The organism is Pantoea sp. X-Soil-TKNS-1207 (genome assembly GCF_059730485.1).
Genome location: NZ_AP035959.1, coordinates 291890 through 308693, shown reverse-complemented (window position 1 = coordinate 308693; position 16804 = coordinate 291890). Strand labels below are relative to the sequence as shown.

Genomic DNA, 16804 nt, shown 5'->3' with positions numbered 1-16804 from the left:
TTATTTTTTGCTGCCCCTGCCACTCATCCTTTATGACAGAAAAAGGGTGAGCAGATGCGATCAAAAAACTGACGATATTCCTGATAACAAATTCATATATTTCTCACTTGCTTAACGCCTGGCTGACGCACCGGTGTCTGGCATACTCCCTGTTCAGCCACCCAGGGAGGGGAGATTATGCAATTCACACCAGTCTCGCAGGCTAAATATCACTCCAGCAGTCCAGCGCCGTCGTCCGGCCACGCAGGCTGGCATAATCACATTCGTTTTATCTGCACCAGCCTGGCCGAGCCACTGACCCAGAGGTGCTCAGCCCTGCGCCTGGTAGCGGTGACGGGAGAAAACGCGCCATCAAATCTGTACCGCGACCGGCACACCGGCTGGCTCTACGTGCGCGAAGCGGATGAGCAGGGGATTGATGGCGGTGACAAACCGGTTATCCGCCATGACGACTGGTATGAAGTCCCACAGGTGGACGGTCATACGGGCAAACCGGTGTTGCAGGCGGATGAGGGATTTCATCTGGTGGACGGAAAACTGCTGAGGCTGGATGCCTCCCGACTGGCAGCGTTGCAGCCCACCAATGGGCTGTATCAGAAGGTGTACGTCATCAACACCGACGCATCGCGTAGCGTGGAATATGTGAAAATCGGCAGCGCGCAAAACGGCAGGAGCACCTGGCGTTATCATGCCGGGGTTTACCGTGAGACGGGCAGGGTTATCGGTGAAGATAACCGGGTGATTTCTCTGCCCGGCGGAACTCCGCCCGCAAAAAAAACGCGTGTGTATCCCCCGGCAGTCGAAGAATGGCTTAACGCACGCAACGTGCCGCAAGGCGAGGATCGCATCGAAGCGATCGCCGCCCTGTGTCTGGACCCCAGTAACCCGACAGATTTAACCCGGCAGGAAACCGCAGATTATTTTGGCGTTAGCGTTGAATCTCTGAATTCCGCTATCAGCCACTTCAGGCGAATCAATAACCTGCAACCGTTGTCACCGGCTGCCGCGGCATGGCTGGCTAATTATCAGGTGATCAGCAACATTGGCAAAATCGCCAGGGTGGCCGAGCTATATATGGATGCCACCCGCCCGGCAGAGATCACGTCAGCACATATGGCCGTGCACTATGGCATCAGGAAGCTCGGTTCGCTGGACAGCACTATCAGCAGACTCAGGAAGCTGAGAAACATGTTAAGTAAACAATTCGCCCTGCAAGACCAGCCGCCCGCGGTACAGGCGTGGTTTGCGCAGCTCCCCAAACCGGATAGCACCATGACCCTCGCCAAAGTTGCCGCGTTGTTTGTGGACGACAGCCGGCCAGCAGACGTTAAAGTCGGCCAAATGGCCGCTTACTATAAAGTTAAAGAAACGTCGCTGAAATCCGCAATTACGCGGATTAGATTGGTTCGCATTGCTGAAATAAGCTCACCAGAGATCAAGGTCTGGTTTAAAACGCTTCCCAGGCCTGAAGGCGCGCAAACCCCCGATCAGGTGGCGGCTTTTTTCCTTGATAAAAGTCGTCCGGTAATCGTCACTCAGACGTTGCTGGCAAATTACTATGGGATCAAAATAACCACCCTGTATATGGCCATCAATCGCCTGCGGGCAAAGCTCTATCCTGAACCGCTGTCTGAGATCGATCTGGCATGGCTGAATAATCTGCCCGCACCTGATAAGTCGATAAAACCGGGCAAAGTGGCCATGTTTTATTTTGACGCTACCCGTCCAGCGGGCGTTAAACCCGCCCATCTCGCTACACGCTATAACCTCAAGCGGGATTCCGTGGAGACGGCCATCCGCCGTCACTGGAAGAAGCTAAGGAGTGTAGCGGCATGGCTAAACGCCCATGTCGTACCTGAGGGACCAGAGAAAATAAACGCGGTGGTCGCCCTGTTCGAGGATCCCGCCTGTCCAGCGGAAGTGACGCTGGAAAAGATGACCGTTCACTATGACATTCCGCTGGAAACGCTTGAGGCGTTGGTTAATCCAGCGGTAAAAATCAAACAGGAGCCGGAAGAGGTTCTCAGCGAAGATATTGACGATCCTGAAATCATTAAAGAAACGTTATTTGCGATCAAAGCGGAAGGTTATTGCGGGCCAATCGTGATCGATGCTGCTACCGGTCAGAGCGCTACTGAGGCGACGCTGGGTGACTGGCAAAAGGTCGAGGTCGCCGGTCTCAGGCGCCTGCCAGCAGACCAGCAACAGCCGTTACTGGCAGCGGTGAAGGAGTCGGTCAGAACCGATGGGCAAAGTGATGCGGCCTTATTTAACGAATATTTCGAGATTAAAAACGATCCGGACGATCCAGTCGGCAATCAGATTGTGGCAAAAAAGACGCTTCCCGCCGGGAAATATCTGGGTATCTATTCGGCAGCTATTCACAGGACACGGGCAAGCCTTGATGCCGCGATAAGCAGGCAGGGGACACATGCCACCTTTACTTATTTATTTGCCGCCCGTCAGGAAAACGTTTATCTCAGCGGTTATGAACATCCCAATCATCTGGCCCTGATCAATACCGCGAACCTTGCTGGTTTTCCTTTTCGTGGAGAAAATAACGTGCAAATTTTCTATGCAAAAAAGCCGGGACAAAAGGGGACGACACCCATTTATGTCGCGCTGACAGCGATTGAACCCGGTGAGGAACTTAAAGTTAGCTACGGTCCTGACTATGAATTAAACGCAATCGATATCGCGAATTATGAATCGCAGAAAAATGAGCAAATTGAGCAAATAGCGAAAGAAAAAGATCTGAATATTATTGTTATCGAATGGGATAACAGGGTGCGGATCTGTACCCCGGCGGGATGGCAGTCAGCGAGCATCGGGGCAGCGGCTTTCCCGGTCGATAAACTGGTTGCCTTGCGCGTCCGGCAAAATAAACGCAGCCTGGTGCTGTACGATGCGTTACGTATGCCCGAAAAAGACCGCAGCGGGCCAGCAACATGGCCAATTCTTAAAAGAAGCCGCGATACTGCTGATAATCTTTTTGACGCGCTGGCCAGAGGAATATCCCGCATTGACCAGGATACAGATAGGGATATTGAAGATCTGAAAATAGAACTCAGCGGGCTGGTTGTTAAACGGGAAGATCCCGGCGCGGTGTAACGGCGATCTTATGTTCTGCTGCTGGATGTTAAAACCCACTGCTGGAAAAAATCGATAAACATGCGGACTTTCTCAGGAACGTGGCGGGTGTTGGGATAAAGTGCATAAATACCCTGACGAGGAAAGCGATAGCCGGGAAGTAACGGTTGCAGGCTGCCCGCAGCTATCTCGTCCTGCACCAGCCAGGCAGGCAGTAAGGCTACCCCCGCGCCATTTTTGGCAAATGCCAGTAACGACGCGGCGCTGTCAGCCATCACCCTGGCTGGGTGGTTTGCCCGAAACAGAACGCTGTCACCTTCTGGCGTTAAAATCTGCCAGCTCAGCGGGGTTGCGAGACGACTGTGAGCAATCCAGCGGGCGTCGGCAAGCTGCTCTAACTTGTTGATCTCACTGCACGCCAGGGTGCTTAAATAGTCAGGCGCCGCGACCGGTATAATGTCAAACTGGTCAATCAGCTTCGCATGATGCGTCGAGTCGGCCAGCTGACCAAGCCGGATGGCAACATCAAAACGCCCCGAAACCAGATCATCATGTCCCGAAGAGGAGACATGCTGGATGCGCAGTTGAGAATGCTGAGCCGCAAAAGCGGCCAGCGCCGGAACAACAACCCGCGTCCCATACTCAGGCGTAGTCGTAATCCGCAAAATACCCCTCAAGCCGCAATGATCGCTCCGCACATCATCCAGAACACGTTCAGCATCCTGAAGCAGCTGCTGGCAGCGATGATAAAAGCGTTCGCCGGTATCAGTCACTGAAACCTTGCGGGTCGTGCGCGCCAGCAACGATACACCCAGCGTCTCCTCCAGCTGCCGGATGTTAAAGCTGACAACAGCTTTGGTTAATCCCAGTGTCTGGGCCGCTCCGGTAAAACTCCCGGCTTCCACAACCGCAACGAACATTTCCAGACGATGCATATTGAACATTGATCACCTAATTTAGCGGTCTGATTGTCAAAATATTTTTGACAGTATAACCGCGAATGGTGGATTTATCCCTGATAATCCTGCTCCTATACTGCGCCCACTCTGTCGTTGATCATGAGAAAAAAATGACTTATCGCGTGCGCGTCGCCACTGTTTATCTGCTCGGATTCTTTATAGATCTGATTAACATGTTTATTGCCAATGTCGCCTATCCCGATATCGGCAGGCAATTGGGTGCGCCAGTAAACCTGTTAGCCTGGGTAAGCAACGCCTATATTTTAGGCCTGACTTTGGTGATACCCCTCAGCAGCTGGCTTACCCATCGGGTAGGGCCAAAGCGTTTGTTTATCCTCTCGCTGGTCATTTTTATTAGCGGCACCTGTGGCGCAGGCAGTGCGTCATCGGCAGCGCAACTTATCGGCTGGCGATGGGTGCAGGGGGCAGGTGGCGGATTACTGATTCCCCTTGGGCAGACGATGACCTATTCCCTGTATCGCATCAATGAAAGGGCAAAATTGTCATCTGCGGTCATGTTAGTCGCTTTGCTGGCACCGGCGCTTTCCCCCGCGATGGGTGGGATGCTGGTTGATTATGTCAACTGGCGCTGGGTCTTCCTCGCGAGTCTGCCGCTGGCCGTCGTCGCTTTACTCCTTGCCGGATGCTGGCTGAAACCGGACGTTAAAACGGAATCAATGCAACGCCTTGATCTCGGCGGCCTGATCGGTGGCTGCTCGGCATTAACACTTATCCTGCTGGGTCTGACTTACCTTGGCGAAGCCCATTATCTTCTGCCGGGGGCGATGTTATTGCTCTCAGGGCTGATTATGCTGGCCTGCTATATCCGCAGCGCCTTGCGTAAAACCAAACCGCTGCTGAAGCTGCAATTAGTGCAGGAGCCTCTGCTAAAAACAGCAATGCTGATTTATCAGTTTGTACCCGGCGTGTTTACCGGCGTCAGCCTGGTGGCAATGCTTTATCTGCAAAACCAGCTGGGAATGCGTGCGAGCGAGGCGGGAGCGATGATGCTTCCCTGGGCTTTAGCGTCATTTGTGGCAATCAGCCTGACCGGTAAAAAATTCAATCAATCAGGTCCACGTCCACTGTTTATCGCCGGGTGTCTGGTACAAAGCCTGGGGATTGGTTTACTGGCGCTGACGGGTCAGGCGTCGGACATCAGCACAACAGTCATGGCTTTTATTTTTATGGGGTTCGGAGGAAGTCTGTGCAGCAGTACGGCGCAGAGTTCGGCATTTATTCGGATTGCCGACCACGAACTGGCGGATGCCAGTGCGCTGTGGAACATCAATCGTCAGCTTAGTTTTTGTTTCGGTGTCACCCTGATGAGTTTACTGCTCAACGTACTTGTTAACTCAGGTCTTGCATCAGGCGAGGCATATCGCCTTTGTTTTGTTATTGCCGCCGGTAGTGTGGTCATCCCGCTGATGTTTTGTCTTCGTATCGCCAATCGAAGCGTCATCCTTACACTCAATCAGGAGAAGTAATGAATCGTTATTTTCAGGAAGTATTAGATGCGCATCAGTTAATCCGTCGCTGGATGGGTGATGCCGCGACTGATCCAACCGTGTGCGAAAATCTGCTTGCACGCTTTAGTCCGGATTATTCAATGGTAACGCTCAGCGGCTCTTTGCTCGACTTTACGACGCTGGATGCTTTTTTCCGTACTCAGGGTGGCGCGAGAGCCGGTCTGGAAATTGACATCGGCCATATGCAGCTCATCGCTGAAAGTGAGAAGGGTGCGACAGTCACTTATCAGGAAAGCCAGATTTTGCCGGGACAGCCTGCAACACGCCGATTCTCAACTGTCGTATTTGAACTGGATAACAATGACCGCGTTATCTGGCGTCATCTTCATGAGACAGCGATATAAAACTCAAAACAGGCGCGATAAATCGCGCCGCTACGTGAAGGTGTGGGTTGCTGGCCTGAGGTGGATAGCTTATTTAACATAATGCGCGTTATGCGTACTTTGGCTGTAAGCCAATTTGATAATGTCACTTATCACTTTTAGCTCGCTCAGCGCATCACGGGTTACTGTTCCTGACAATATTAAATCCTTTCCACGCCTGACAACCCGCCATCACTTCTACCGTATTCACATTCATATTGGCGGGCTGGCTTAATACCCAATAAACCGTATTGGCAATGTCCGCGGGCAAAATGGGATCGGTTCCGGCATAAACCGAATCCGCCTGCTCGCTGTCGCCGTCGAATCTCACCAGCGAAAACTCGGTTCTCGATAATCCGGGTTGTACATCCGTGACGCGCACGCCGGTACCCACCAGATCGCAGCGCAGATTGAGCGAAAACTGGTGAATAAAGGCTTTGCTCGCGCCATAGACATGGCTGCCAGGATACGGCGTATTGGCCGCAACAGAACCAATATTAACAATCGCCGCGCCCGCTTTTTGCGCCAGCAGTACCGGTAACAGCGCATGAGTGCAGTAAAGCGGCCCTTTGATATTGGTATCGATCATCGCTTCCCAGTCATCCAGGCTGCACTCCTGCGCAGGAGCCGCGCCGGAAGCCATCCCGGCGTTATTAATCAAAGCGCTGACCTGAGCAAACTCGCCGCTTAAACCGGCAATCGCGCTCAGCACCGCGTCTTTATCCGTAATATCAAAAGCCAAAGGCAGAATCGCCGAGTAGCCTTCCAGCTCTGCGGCTAATGCCTCCAGACGCGCTTTGCGCCGTCCGGTGATAATGACATTCCACCCCTCCTGCGCCAGTTTTCGCGCGATGGCCTGACCAAAACCTGATGTTGCCCCGGTGACAAATGCTGTTCTCGCCATAGATTTTTCTCCGACAGCAGGCCGCCTGACGTGGCGGCCGACAGGGTAATCAGGCTGACTCTGCCCCGAGGAAATCCTCGTCATCCAGCCCCATGACCAGCGCCGTCAGGGCGCCAATATAGCTGTATTGACGCATCCCCATACACATGCCCGTTGCGGTATGGGTAAAACTTGATTGAATGCTGCCACCGCCCAGCCCGCGTGCCGCACCGGCTGAAGCGGCAATGTTGGCGAAATGCACTTCCATCACCGGACGACCGGTATCTTCCAGCGCATGACGAATACCCTCACCAATGGTGGTGGCGCCCGCTGGATTAATAATGTAGCCATCTACGCGACTGGCGGATTCGTGAATATATTCGAGAATGTCGCCCTGATGATTGGAAGAGAAGTTTTCAACTTTGACGCCCAATTGCTCACCGTAGCCAGCTACGTAGGCTTTTAATTCATCCAGTGAGTTAATTTTTCCGTAAACCTTTTTGCTGCGGGCGCCGAGATTCGACATATTCGGACCATCAATCACCGCAATAACATGCTGTCGATTACTGCTACGGGTAATTTGTACAGAGTGATTAGACATTCTATTTCTCCGGTAAGAGGCAAATTGTCTGAGGGCAGTTACTCATACCACCCTTCGGTTGATTTTCTTAGCGTGGCGAATTGCTCAGGATCATGGCCAAACCACACCTGTGACTGATTGCGCCGCGCCAGCGCACGGATTTTTTCTACCGTATTTAATGCGCCAATCGGATCACAGGCCACGCCGGGCAAACGCGGCGGATAATCGAAGTTTTTCTGCTGATAGACGGCGTCCGACGTGAGGATCACCGATCCTGTCTCACGCAGCTGAACTTCAAGTCCTAACATGCCGTGGCTGTGCCCTGACCCCCAGTTATGAATGGTGACGCCATCAGCCAGCGTCAGGCTGGGGATATGGCGATCAAACAGATACCAGTTAAGATCCTGGCGCACCCAGTTATCGATATCCCGCCGCACATAGGGTGAGCTGTCATTGCGCGTGCCGAAGGCGCGTAAGGCGGCATCAAACTCCGCCTCGTGTACAATCAGCTGGCTTTTGCGGAAGAACTCAACGCATCCGGCATGATCATTGTGCAGATGCGAAAGCACCGCGTAGCGGATGTCGTCAGGCCCCAGCCCCAGCTGCGCCAGCCGGTTTGGCAGTTGACACTCTTCTCCCCCTTTGTACGGACAGAGTTCCTGCAGAAAGGGCGACCAGCGCCCTTCTTCACCCATCGCGCCAGGATTGCATCCCATATCAAAAAGGATGTGGCCCTCAGGATGCTCAATGCAGTAGCCCGACACCGGGATATCAACCATCGCGTTGGCTGCACATGGATTGCTGGCAGTCGCAATGGCGCTGCCAGCCACCATCAGATTTTGATCCAGTGTGAGTTCACCTAAATCAAGCACATGCATTTTCATATGCTTTCTCCGCGACAGATGATCAGTTGTAGCGCAGGCCCGCATCCACATTCAGGGTCTGGCCGGTGATGTATTTCGCCGCATCAGAGACCAGGAACATGGTGGTGCCGACCATGTCGCTAACGTCGCCTTTACGTTTGATGGCCTGCGACGCCAGAATGGCATCCCACTGCTCGGGACGAATGGTGTCGCGCGGCACTTCGGTGACAATGCCATGCGGGCTGATTGCGTTGACGTTGATCTCATATTCACCCAGCTCAGTCGCCAGGGCGCGCGTCAGAGAAACCACTGCGCCTTTCGACGCGACATAGTGGGCATAGTTGGCGCGACCGGTCACCGCCACGCTGGAAGAAATATTGACGATTTTGCCGTAGCGCTGCTTTTTCATGGCTGGCGCAACTGCCTGACAGCAGAAGAAGACGCCGCGCCCGTTCACCGCCATCACCTGGTCCCACTCTTCCGGCGACACCTCTTCGAACGGTTTCATTTTCAGCGTGGAGAAGATCGCGGCGTTGTTGATCAACGCATCAATGCGGCCAAAGGCGGCAAGGGTCTGGTCAGCCATCTGCTGCGCGCTGGCACGGTCAGAGACATCCACCTGCACCGCTAACGCCTTCTGCGACGTGGCCGTGTGGATCTCATCCACCACATTGCGCGCCTTCTCCAGATTCAGGTCGGCGACGACGACCGAAGCGCCCGCCTCGGCAAACGCGTGTGCATAAGCGCGGCCAATACCCTGACCTGCACCGGTGATGATGACCACTTTATTGGTGAATTCCATCGTGTTTTCCTCATTGCGTTTGTTATGGGTGACAATTCGATTTATCGGATCAGGCCTTACGTAAAGGTCCCATTCCGCCATCCAGATGCAGGATGGTTCCTACTGTTGAACGTGCTGCCGGGTGAGCCAGGTAGGCAACCGCCTCGCCAACTTCACGCGGCGCAACCATATGGCCGGTGGGCTGCCGCGCGGCAAACTGCGCGCGTTTCGCCTGTGGATCGGGCGAGCGCGCCGCCAGTTCCTCCATAAATGGCGTATCGACTGTGCCAGGGCTGACGGCGTTGACGCGGATGCCTTCGGCAATCAAATCGGTTGCCATGGAAAGCGTCATGGCGTGAATCGCCCCTTTGGTGGCGGAATAAAGCGCGCGTTGCGGAATACCGTTCACCGCGGTGCAGGAGGACATATTGACGATGGCGGGATGGGCCGAGCGCCGCAGAAACGGCAGCGCGGCACGGGTGGCGCGCATTTGCCCCATCACGTTGACGTCGTAAACCCGGTGCCAGTCCTCTTCGCTGCCATCTTCAATACCGCCAACAAAACTGATGCCGGCATTGTTAACCAGCACATCAATGCGTCCATATTGCTGCGCGAAGTGGCTGATAGCGTCGCTAACCGCCGCCTGATCGCGCAGATCCGCCACTAACGCAGTGGCCCCTTCGGGTACGCCATTGGCTGTAAGATCGAGGGAAGCCACCCGCGCACCGCGCTCCAGCAGCACCTGCACCACGGCCTGGCCGATGCCGGCGGCGCCGCCGGTTACAATCGCTATCGCCCCTTGCAATGTTGGCGTTGTCTGTTGATGAGTTGTCATTGCTGTTCATCCCTCAAGTGTGAAGTGTGTTGCCAGTGCGCCAGCGCCAGTTCAGCGACCGCCGCGGCATGGGTGAGCACCACCATATGACCCGCACCGGCAATGGTTTTGTGCCGGGCGCTCGCAGGCGCTGCCGCGAGCATTTGCGCAATTTCTGCCATGCGCGCTGGCGGCGTCGAGGCATCCTGCCCGGCACTGATCAATAACGTGCGCGGCAGCCGTGGCGCGAGCGAGCCATAACCGGGAAAGCGGGCGAAAGCACGCCAGCTTGCCGCGAATGATTCCGGCGACATCTGCTGCAAACAGCGTTGCGCATAGGCACCGGCGGCGGCATGTTCGGGCGCAATCTGCTCGCCGAACCAACGCTGTAACGTCGTGTCAATCGCTGACGCCATGCCCTCGCTGAGCGCCATATCTGCACGCGCAGCAAATGCAGCCACCCCTTGCGGCGGTGTGGCAATCAGGGTGAGCGACAGAACCTGCCCAGGCATCCGGGCGGCAATTTCCGCCGCCAGCGCGCCGCCCAGTGAGTGTCCCAGCAGATGAAACCGGCCTAAATCGGCGGCCTGCAACCTGCGGAGCAGTGAATCAACCCATTGCTCCCAGCTTTGCGGCGCAGCAACCTCCGCCGCGCCATGACCGGGAAGGTCAACGGTCACTACGCGCCACTCTGCGGGTAAGCAGGCTTTGAACGCGGCGAAACTTCGCTGATCCACGCCCAGCGAGTGCAACGCAACAACCGTGCCCGCACGCCCGCTCCCGCTGGCATGATTTTCAGCCGGGATATCAACCCTGTTCATTCCGCTTTGACCTGCTGGCGAATGGCTCCACTCTGCTGCCAGTGCTGAATTTCACTGGCACCCGCCTCGAGCCAGTGACGCAGCACCGCCTCGTTATCGGCTCCCAGCGACGGCGGATAGGTTGAAGCATCCGCTTTGTGCTGGCTGACAAACTTGATTGGATTGCCCACCACATCAATGCGGTCGCCTGCGTCGTTCTCGAGGGATTCGATCATGCCGCGCCCCGCTTCACGCGCATCCTGTAAGGCCTCGGGGACGGTTTTGATCAGAGCAATGGGCACGCCCAGCCGCGTCAACGGCTCGATCCAGTCGCTGGCATTACGCTGCAAAAACCCCGCTTCAAGGAGCGCCCACAGCTGTTCTTTGTGTTGCAGACGGGCGCGTCCATTCGCGAAGCGACTGTCCTGAATCAGTTCGGTTAATCCCAGCCCCTCACACAGCCCCTGCCACATGCGTTCGGTGTTCGCAGTCACCACCAGCTCGCGGCCATCGCCAGCAATAAATGAGCGATAGGTTGGAATCGAGTCATGGCGGGCGGCCTGCGGCTGCGGCGTCACCCCGGCAATCAGCGAATAGGCGCTTTGATAGGAGAGCATGGCCAGCTGGCAATCAAGCATCGAGACATCAATCACTCGTCCTTCGCCGGTGCGTTCGCGATCGCTCAATGCGGCATTGATGCCGATCGTGGCATACATCCCCGCGACAATATCGCCCGCCGGAATGCCGAGCCGCACCGCTGGACGTTCGGGTTCACCGGTCAGGCTCATCACGCCGGATAACGCCTGTACGATCATGTCGTAGGCAGGACGGTCCGACCACGGGCTTTGTTGCCCGAAGCCACTAATGGAAGCCCAGATCAGCCGGGGATACGCCGCACGCAGCGCGGTGATATCCAGCCCAATGCGCGCAGCCACGCCGGGACGGAAGTTTTCCACCACCACATCCGCGCGGGCAATCAGTTGCTTAACCAGAGCCAGACCTTCCGCGTTTTTCATGTCGATGCACAGGCTCTGCTTGTTGCGGTTGACGCTGAGGTAATAAGCACTGTCGTCGCCGACAAAATGGGGAGGAATGGCGCGACTGGAGTCACCATCCGGTGATTCCACCTTCACCACTTCGGCCCCCAGATCCGCCAGGGTTTGGGTGCAGAAAGGTCCTGACAAAAAAGTGGTGAGATCCAAAACCCGATAGCCGTTGAGCGGCGCGTGTGTTTTTGTATTCATGATCGTTTGGCTCCTAATGCCTGAGACAGCCGATGCGCCTGTGCCGCCACTTCGCGGCCAATCAGTTCCACTTCAGCATGCGGAGTACGGGAACGAGGTGAGGTCAGACAAATGCACCCCATCACACCGCGTGGACCAAAAACCGGTGCGGCAATGCCACGCGCATCGGGTAATTTCTCGCCATCACTGACTGCAAAGCCCTGGCTACGCACCCGATCCAGCTCTGCGCGCAGCGATTGCAGAGACGGCGGTGAGGCGTCTGTCGCCGGTGATGGCCCTTCATGGGCAAGGATCTCGCTGACCAGCCCGTCGGGTAAAAAAGCCAGGATAGCTTTACCTGAAGCGCCCCACACAAGAGAGAGCGGCTTATGCATCGCGATCTGATAACGCAGTTTCTGCTCGCCATCGGCGCGTGCCGCAAAGCTGAGCGCCAGCTCCGATTGCAGGTAAATGCCAAACAGCACGGTCTCATCAAAGGTATTTGCCACCGCGTTAATAAATGGCATGGCAATTTCACTGGGTGACACCGCATTCGCCACCAACGCCGCAACCCGGTAAAACTGCGCACCAATGGTGTACTGGCGGCTTTCCCCTTGCGATTCGACAAACCCCTCTTTCTTCAACAGCTGCAATAAACGGTGCGCTGTTGACGGAGCGAGTTGCAGATCCTGGGCGACCTGCTTGACGGTGACATTACCGCCCGCATCAGCCAGCAAGGTCAGCAGCTGTAACGCTCTGCTGATCGTGCCGGTACTGCCCTCTTTGTTGGTTTGGTCATTCATGGATGACTGAACTCACTCAGGTTGATGAACGAACGGTTTCAAAAAGGTGGATGGTGCAGGCGCCGTGATCTAACCCGGCGATGCCGCCGCCGGTGACATGCGTCATACCGATACGCGCATTATCCACCTGCCGGTTGCCCGCCTGCTGCGTCAGTTGCCAATACATTTCAACCACCTGCGCAACACCACTGGCACCCACCGGGTGTCCTTTTGACAGCAAACCGCCGCTTGGATTGACAACCACATCACCCCCATAAGTGCTGCGCCCGTCACGCAGGAAGGCTGCCGACTGGCCTGGCTCGCACAATCCTAAGGCTTCGTAATAGACCAGCTCTGCAATGGTAAAGGCATCGTGCAGCTCCACCACATCCACATCTTTCGGGCCAATGCCCGCCGCTTCATAGGCATCACTGGCGGATTTGTAGGTGATATCCGGCCGCAGCATGTCGCGAAAACCGGTGGTCATTTCTCCCGAGTGCAGAATGGATGCGCTCACACGGATAGCGGGACGCGCGAGGCGTTTACGCGCGGCCTCAGAAACGACTAAAACAGCGGCAGCGCCATCGCCCGTCGGGCAGCATTGCAGCAGCGTAAGGGGATCGGCGATAGGGCGTGAGGCCAGCACCTCTTCTACCGAAACCTCTTTTTGAAATTGCGCATAGGGATTGCGTGCGCCATGGCGGCGTGACTTGACGCTCACCTGCGCCAGCAACTCCGCGGATTCATCGCGCTCATAAAGATAGCGACGGGCGCGCATCGCATAGAGCGCTGGCATCACCATGCCCTGCTTAACTTCAGGATCTTCCGTTACCAGCGGCAGCGTACCGCCGCCAAACTGGGTCAGTTTGTCGACGCCAATGACCAGCACGATCTCTTTGGCGCCGGTTTGCACCTCTTTGCAGGCCAGATGGAGGGCCGTCGCGCCGCCGGAGCAGGCGTTGTCCACGTTGGTCACCGGCACTGAAGCGATGCCAAGATCCTTCACAATTCGTTGACCGGTCAGCATCCCGCCAAAAGAGTGGCCGCACACTACCGCGTCGATTTGCCGCGGAGAAATCCCGGCCTGACGCATAACACTCAACACTGCCGGGATCGCCAGCCCGGAATAGCTTGATTCACGGTGTTTACCCATCGGAATCATCGCGGCACTCACAACATAAGCTTCACTCATTGATCTGCTCCCTGTGCTGGCAATGGGGCGACATACCATTCTGCGCCCTCGGCGCGCAGCACGACTGGCGCGTTACAGGCTAAGGTCTTAAGTTCAGCCTCATTCGCTCTGACCTGCGCTAATACCCTGACCCCATCCGGAAAATCTACATAACCCACGGTGTAAGGCACCGGACGCGTGGCAGAAACGTGCACCGTGGAAAACGAGTAAAGTCTCCCTTCCGGGCCAATCGTGACTGGCTCCATATCGCGCACGCCGGTTTCCGGGCACACTTCGCGATAAGGAAATGAGCGAACCCCGCTGGACTGGCTGCGACTGCCGCGCAGCAAAACCTGCTCATTAATCACGGTAAAATCAGCGTCGCCCCCTCCTTCCGGCATATCTTTAATGGGCATGACATCCGCGCCGAAGCGGGTACCATCAGATTGAAAATGTTCAGTCTGCACAATTACCTCCGTTCAGAGAGAAAAAGGAAAAGCTAATTCGGGTTGTTTTTACCGGCCTGCTGCCAGAGTTCGATCAGCGCCTGAGCAAAAACGTCGGGTGTTTCAACCGGCGGCGTATGCCCGGCCCCATCGATGACCAGATGGCGACTGCCCGGTTTACGGGTATGAATAAATTCCATGTCCTCAGGGCGTTTCGCGCGATCCTGTTGCCCGCTAACCAGCAGCAGAGGCAGCGGGAGTTCAGCGATAGCCGCGCTGACGTCTGCGCGGGCAAACACTTCATGTACGGCGTCAGCGACAGACTTATCCCGTGAGGCAAACTGCTGGCGCCAGAAGTGATAACGACTTCCTGCCGCCGTAACGAATGTCTCGCCAAACATGGTTGCCATCAGCACATCCAGCAACGGCGCCGTTCCCTGTGCGCGGATACTGGCTTCAAGCGCGGCGAAACGTTCCGGTTGTCTTTCGGCATGTGCCGTACAGCAGGAAAGCGTCAGCGTTCTGATGAGATCCGGGCGACACTGCGCCATGTGCATAGCAACGTAGCCGCCCATCGAACTGCCGACCAGGTGAACGGGTTCACCGATGTAACCTTCGATCAAGGCAATCATGTCTTCCGCCAGCTGCGCTATCGTTGGTGCGCCAGCGTGAACATCACTCTGGCCCTGCCCGCGATGATCCGGTGCAAACATCATCACGCTTTCCGGCAACAAGGCGCGTACATCTTCGAACATCTCGCCAGTAAAAAATAACGAGTGGAGCATTAACACCGGCGCTGGCGCATGGGCCGCAGTGGCGTGCGCAAGGCCACGGCCAGTGCGCACATACAGGTTGCAGCCATCTGCGGTTTGGAAAGTCTGCGCTGTCATCACGTTCATCAAATCAACCTAATTAGTGAGTTAATCGGGGTTCAGCATCGCTCTGGCGCAGCTGGCTCGGCACCTTTAGTGTCAGAAGCAATGCGATGGACGCCCCGACCAGCAGTGCAATTCCGACCATGTAGAACCCTTCAGCCGCCGCACCGCCGCGTGAAGCTATGCCGACCAGTAACGGGCCGCAGATGCCGCCGAAGTTGCCAAACAGGTTGATTAATCCAATTGAAGGGCCAGCCTGGTTGCGCGGCACATTCGCCAGCGCCCAGCTCCACCAGGCACCCATCGCGGAGTAGATACCTACGCCTGTCAGCGTCAGCAGAATCATGCTGAAGACCACTGAACCGGTAATGAAATGCTGGAGAAGTAATGCGCTGCCCGCCAGCGTCAATGCCCCAACCACAAACCAGCCGCGTGAGAAGGTGGAACGGTCGGCACGACGTGCGATGAGGTACATGCCCAGAGTGGCAAATAAATAGGGTAAAGCGGTTAACCAGCCGACAGTCTCGATGCCGCTATTGGCCATTTGTTTAATGGCCGTCGGCACCCACATGCTGAAAGCGTACATGCCGGTGATCCACAGGAAATAGGTGGCGCAGAAGCCCCAGATCAGCGGGTTACGCAGCACATCAGCAAAGCGTCCATTTTCCACGGTGGCGCTGGCACGTCCTGCCAGAATATAGTCGCGCTCGCGCTGAGAAATGCGTTTGTCCGTGGCCGGATCTTCCGAGGCGACAAAGGCGAACACCGCTGCCAGCAGGAAGGCCGGTAACGCCTGCATCACAAACATGTGTTGCCAGCTGAATTGACGAATCATCCATCCCGCCAGCGGAGCCATAATCACCGACGACACCGGCAAGGCATATTGCGCCAGGCTTACCGCGCGACCACGTTCAGAGCCGGGGAACCAGTTGACGAACATCACCGCAAAGGCAGGCCAGACCACGCCCTCCGCCAGCCCCATAACAAATCGCACCGCTAACAGGTGTTCAATGTCATGCACGAATCCGGTCAGACAGCCGGTGGTACCGACGACAATCAATGCGCCCACGATGACGCGTTTGGCACCGATGCGGCTTGCCATCCAGCCACCCGGCAACTGCGTGACCACATACCCCCAGAAAAATGCGGAGAGCAACAGCCCCGTCACGGTGCCACTGAGTTGTAATTCTTTCACCATTTCTGGTGCGGCGACCCCAATGTTACTGCGGTCGGCAAAGCAAACGAGGTAGATGAGAAATAGCAGGATACCCACCCTATACCAGCGTGATTTTGCGATGGGAAGTGCAGCGTCTGTCGACATGTTGTCTCTCCAGTTAATATTATTTATAGCTTTAATTATTACTAGATTCCGCTGAGTGGAATTTAATTCCGCTCTATGAGATAACTTTATGTCGCATTGTTTTTTTTGATCAAGACAGAGTTGGTAATAACTTGCTCCATCTCTCATAACCGACGAATTAAAGACGAATCATTAAGATCGCTGTCACACAACGCCCTTTTTCCCGCTTTCTCAAAAGGGACAGGAAAAGCCGATTGCCAGGTTTTTTTTAGCCTGTGAAAAGTAATAGCGGGGAAGCCGAAGCGGAAAAGCCATTTCTGACGGGAAGTCATTCAATTTCGGTGAT

Annotated in this window: 16 protein-coding genes; 3 read left to right on the top strand and 13 right to left on the bottom strand. The window is 55.6% G+C overall.

Going from position 1 to position 16804, the window contains the following annotated elements; translation table 11 throughout:
- Nucleotides 1-177 precede the first annotated feature (177 nt).
- The gene (locus AC6I8V_RS21635) at nucleotides 178-3111 is read left to right on the top strand and encodes an SET domain-containing protein (protein WP_497846528.1); all 2934 of its coding nucleotides are present in this window, start codon (nucleotides 178-180) and stop codon (nucleotides 3109-3111) included.
- An 8-nt stretch (nucleotides 3112-3119) separates the two neighbouring features.
- Here the strand turns inward: AC6I8V_RS21635 and AC6I8V_RS21630 are convergent, their stop codons facing one another.
- Nucleotides 3120-4034 (bottom strand): LysR family transcriptional regulator, encoded by a 915-nt coding sequence (locus tag AC6I8V_RS21630; RefSeq protein WP_497846527.1) that lies wholly within the window; start codon nucleotides 4032-4034, stop codon nucleotides 3120-3122.
- Between the two features lie 125 nt (nucleotides 4035-4159).
- Here AC6I8V_RS21630 and AC6I8V_RS21625 point away from each other — a divergent pair, with 125 nt between their 5' ends.
- Both AC6I8V_RS21625 and AC6I8V_RS21620 read left to right on the top strand, forming a co-directional pair.
- A complete protein-coding gene (locus AC6I8V_RS21625; protein ID WP_497846588.1) occupies nucleotides 4160-5536 on the top strand; it encodes an MFS transporter in 1377 nt (458 codons plus the stop codon).
- Nucleotides 5536-5922 (top strand): DUF4440 domain-containing protein, encoded by a 387-nt coding sequence (locus tag AC6I8V_RS21620; RefSeq protein ID WP_497846526.1) that lies wholly within the window; start codon nucleotides 5536-5538, stop codon nucleotides 5920-5922. Before AC6I8V_RS21625 ends, AC6I8V_RS21620 begins: the two co-directional genes overlap by 1 nt.
- Before the next feature lie 154 nt (nucleotides 5923-6076).
- Here AC6I8V_RS21620 and AC6I8V_RS21615 read toward each other — a convergent pair whose 3' ends face one another.
- The 12 genes from AC6I8V_RS21615 to AC6I8V_RS21560 are packed head-to-tail and all read right to left on the bottom strand — an operon-like array spanning nucleotide 6077 to nucleotide 16479.
- Nucleotides 6077-6844 (bottom strand): SDR family NAD(P)-dependent oxidoreductase, encoded by a 768-nt coding sequence (locus tag AC6I8V_RS21615; RefSeq protein ID WP_497846525.1) that lies wholly within the window; start codon nucleotides 6842-6844, stop codon nucleotides 6077-6079.
- A 49-nt stretch (nucleotides 6845-6893) separates the two neighbouring features.
- Nucleotides 6894-7424 (bottom strand): type II 3-dehydroquinate dehydratase, encoded by a 531-nt coding sequence (locus AC6I8V_RS21610; RefSeq protein WP_497846524.1) that lies wholly within the window; start codon nucleotides 7422-7424, stop codon nucleotides 6894-6896.
- A 38-nt stretch (nucleotides 7425-7462) separates the two neighbouring features.
- Complete coding sequence (locus AC6I8V_RS21605) at nucleotides 7463-8287, bottom strand: N-acyl homoserine lactonase family protein (RefSeq protein WP_497846523.1); 825 nt, start codon at nucleotides 8285-8287, stop codon at nucleotides 7463-7465.
- 22 nt (nucleotides 8288-8309) lie between these two features.
- Nucleotides 8310-9068, bottom strand: coding sequence for an SDR family NAD(P)-dependent oxidoreductase (locus tag AC6I8V_RS21600; RefSeq protein WP_497846522.1), 759 nt, complete (start codon nucleotides 9066-9068; stop codon nucleotides 8310-8312).
- A 49-nt stretch (nucleotides 9069-9117) separates the two neighbouring features.
- Entirely contained in the window at nucleotides 9118-9882 is a 765-nt protein-coding gene (locus AC6I8V_RS21595; RefSeq protein ID WP_497846521.1) for an SDR family NAD(P)-dependent oxidoreductase, read from the bottom strand.
- Nucleotides 9879-10682 (bottom strand): alpha/beta fold hydrolase, encoded by an 804-nt coding sequence (locus AC6I8V_RS21590; RefSeq protein WP_497846520.1) that lies wholly within the window; start codon nucleotides 10680-10682, stop codon nucleotides 9879-9881. Before AC6I8V_RS21590 ends, AC6I8V_RS21595 begins: the two co-directional genes overlap by 4 nt.
- Nucleotides 10679-11905 (bottom strand): CaiB/BaiF CoA transferase family protein, encoded by a 1227-nt coding sequence (locus AC6I8V_RS21585; RefSeq protein WP_497846519.1) that lies wholly within the window; start codon nucleotides 11903-11905, stop codon nucleotides 10679-10681. The genes AC6I8V_RS21590 and AC6I8V_RS21585 overlap by 4 nt, the downstream gene beginning before the upstream one ends.
- Complete coding sequence (locus AC6I8V_RS21580) at nucleotides 11902-12687, bottom strand: IclR family transcriptional regulator (protein WP_497846518.1); 786 nt, start codon at nucleotides 12685-12687, stop codon at nucleotides 11902-11904. The genes AC6I8V_RS21585 and AC6I8V_RS21580 overlap by 4 nt, the downstream gene beginning before the upstream one ends.
- A gap of 16 nt (nucleotides 12688-12703) precedes the next feature.
- The gene (locus AC6I8V_RS21575; protein ID WP_497846517.1) at nucleotides 12704-13858 is read right to left on the bottom strand and encodes a thiolase family protein; all 1155 of its coding nucleotides are present in this window, start codon (nucleotides 13856-13858) and stop codon (nucleotides 12704-12706) included.
- Nucleotides 13855-14304, bottom strand: coding sequence for a Zn-ribbon domain-containing OB-fold protein (locus tag AC6I8V_RS21570; protein ID WP_497846516.1), 450 nt, complete (start codon nucleotides 14302-14304; stop codon nucleotides 13855-13857). Before AC6I8V_RS21570 ends, AC6I8V_RS21575 begins: the two co-directional genes overlap by 4 nt.
- Before the next feature lie 32 nt (nucleotides 14305-14336).
- Complete coding sequence (locus AC6I8V_RS21565; RefSeq protein WP_497846515.1) at nucleotides 14337-15182, bottom strand: alpha/beta fold hydrolase; 846 nt, start codon at nucleotides 15180-15182, stop codon at nucleotides 14337-14339.
- Between the two features lie 13 nt (nucleotides 15183-15195).
- On the bottom strand, nucleotides 15196-16479 hold the full coding sequence (locus AC6I8V_RS21560) for an MFS transporter (RefSeq protein ID WP_497846514.1): 1284 nt from the start codon (nucleotides 16477-16479) through the stop codon (nucleotides 15196-15198).
- Between the last annotated feature and the right edge of the window lie 325 nt (nucleotides 16480-16804).